Origin of the sequence: Microvirga massiliensis (genome assembly GCF_001006805.1) — a bacterium.
Taxonomy (GTDB): domain Bacteria; phylum Pseudomonadota; class Alphaproteobacteria; order Rhizobiales; family Beijerinckiaceae; genus Microvirga; species Microvirga massiliensis.
Genome location: NZ_LN811376.1, coordinates 17,212 through 19,745, shown reverse-complemented (window position 1 = coordinate 19,745; position 2,534 = coordinate 17,212). Strand labels below are relative to the sequence as shown.

Annotated in this window: 2 protein-coding genes and 1 pseudogene; 2 read left to right on the top strand and 1 reads right to left on the bottom strand. The window is 63.0% G+C overall.

The window, feature by feature from the left end; all coding sequences use genetic code 11:
- Positions 1-381: GMC oxidoreductase (locus BN1233_RS41295; RefSeq protein WP_046869506.1), on the top strand; the 381-nt coding region annotated here is incomplete at its 5' end.
- A 300-nt stretch (positions 382-681) separates the two neighbouring features.
- Positions 682-2,193, top strand: a pseudogene (locus tag BN1233_RS41290) (integrase catalytic domain-containing protein); the annotation flags it as partial.
- A gap of 146 nt (positions 2,194-2,339) precedes the next feature.
- On the opposite strand, the gene BN1233_RS49370 reads toward BN1233_RS41290, so the two are convergent.
- The coding region (locus BN1233_RS49370; RefSeq protein ID WP_046869505.1) for a hypothetical protein at positions 2,340-2,534 on the bottom strand (195 nt) is incomplete at its 5' end.

Here is a 2,534-nt window from a genome sequence, read left to right as displayed (position 1 = left end):
CGAGCACCAGCCCTCATCGATCCCAATTACCTCTCAGAACCTGCTGATCTGAGTGTTCTCGCAGAGGGCGTTGCTCTTGCCCGCGACCTCGGCGCCAGCACCGCGTTTGGCGAGTGGCGGGGGGAGGAAATCTATCCGGGCTCCAGTTGGGCGGACATCGCCACTCAGCACGATTTCATTCGTCGTGCGGCGAACTCCTTCCACCACCCTGTCGGCACCTGCCGTATCGGGTCCGTCGTTGATGAAGCCTTGCGCGTTAGAGGCATTGCGGACTTGCGTGTCATTGACGCCTCGGTGCTGCCAGGCATTCCGGCTGCAATGGCTAACGCTGCCGTAACGGCAGTGGCCGAAAAGGCGAGCGACCTCGTACTCGCAGGATAGAGACCGCGCTCGGCGATGTGCTGATGGCGGCGCGGCGTCAGCCAGGCGCTCGTGCGCGCCGCCATCGACTTCGCAAGAGAGCGCGACGCCCACGCCATTGAGGGCCATCCGATGAGCACGCGGTCAACCGGACCGGAAATCGGATTTTCAGGTTATCCATCGACCCCGCTGCGCCTGCGATCCGCCTTACGGCGTCAATGACGGTCTCTGGACGGCGCATTGCCTCGCCTGAAATGTTCCCCGTAGGTTTGGTGTTGCCTCATCTAAATTGCTCCCGGGACGAGTTGGTGGGAGCTTGGAATGAGGAAGGTCAGCATGCCGACGCGCAACGAGCTGTTAGCGGCATTGGGAGAGCGGTATCGAAGGTGCGTGCGCGGGGAGAAAGGCAGCATTCTCGACGAGTTTGTTGCGGTCAGCGGCTATCACCGCAAACATGCGATGCGGCTTTTGCGATCGGGAACGGCAACGAAGGCGTCGAACCGGCGCCGGATTTATGATGAGGCGGTCCGGACGCCCTTGGTCGTGCTGTGGGAAGCCTCCGACCGGGTTTGCGGCAAGCGCCTTCGCCCGCTGGTTCCGCTCTTGCTGGAAGCGATGGAGCGGCACGGGCATCTCGTTCTGGCTTCGGAGATTCGCGCGGGCCTGCTTGCCATGAGCGCGGCGACCATGGATCGGGCGCTGAAGGAAGCGAAGGCGGGAACACGCGGCGTCCGTCGGCGCGGTGCGGCATCAACGGCTTTGCGGTCAAGCATTCCGATCCGGACGTTCTCGGATTGGAGCGATCCGGCGCCCGGCCATGTCGAAGCCGACCTAGTGTCGCACAGCGGTCCTGTTGCCAAGGGCAGCTATGCCTGGACGTTCGTGCTGACCGACATTGCGACGGGCTGGACGGAATGCGCGCCCTTGCTGGTGTGCGAGCAGACGCTTCTGACGGCGGTGCTCGGCGAGATGCGCGCCTGCCTGCCGTTCCCGCTTCTGGGCTTCGACACCGATAACGACAGCGCGTTCATCAACGAGACCGTGCGCGACTACTGCGCAGCATCGCAGATCGCGTTCACGCGCTGCCGGCCCTATCGCAAGAACGACCAAGCGTTCGTGGAGCAGAAGAACGGCGCGGTGGTTCGCCGGCTGGTCGGCTACCGGCGGTTCGAAGGGATCACGGCGGCAACGATCCTGGCGGAACTCTATGCGTCGTCGAGATTGTTCGTGAACTTCTTCCAGCCCTCGTTCAAGCTGGCCGAAAAGCATCGCGCGGGAGCGAAGGTCCACAAGCGCTACCATGCGCCGGCAACACCTTATCAGCGTCTTCTGGACGATCCGAGGACGTCCGAGGAGACGAAGCTTCGCCTGCAGGACATCTATGCCGGTCTCGATCCTGTTTGGCTGCTGCGGGATATCCGGGAGGCGCAGTCGCGCCTGGCGGCACTGGCCGATGGCATGGCCGCGGTCGTGACCGACGAAGGCGTCCAGCCGGATCTCGCCGGCTTCCTGGAAAGCCTCAAGTTCATTTGGAAGCAGGGCGACGCGCGCCCGACGGCGGTGTCGAAACCGAAGCAAAAGCGAGGGCGCCGGCGGCCGGATCCGCTCGTTGCCGTAACAGCGGACCTTCGGACTTGGTTTGATCAGGAGCCGTGGCGCACGGGGCGTGAATTGCTCGATCGGCTGCAGGCCCAACGCCCCGGAGAATATCCGGACACCTTGCTTCGCACGCTGCAGCGTCGGCTGAAAGTCTGGCGCTCCAAGCGGGCTCACGAGATGATCTTTGGCTTTGCGGAGAAATCAGCGACTGCACCAAAGGGCACCGCCCCCCGGGCAACGGCGGATGTTTGGTGCGCCGGCGGGCTGCTTCGCTCCGCTGAGCCTGGAGGCTCCGCTTCGCAGCTCGCCACCCCTGCGAGCAACACATTGCCGGCAGCTTGATCGCCTGGAACATTCTGATGAGGCAACGGCACACCTGCTCAGGAACATCGGCTCATGAGGAAATACGGACGGTCAACCTGATTGTCGTAACCACTACCCTGCGCCACAATGAAAGTGGCCTGAGGAGAAAGTGTAGCGAGTTGCTGCTGCAAGCGCATCAAGGTGGGCTCCCATTCCCTGAAAAAGGGTCCATGATCCGTCGCGGCAATGACTGTGAGCGGGACATCTAGAAA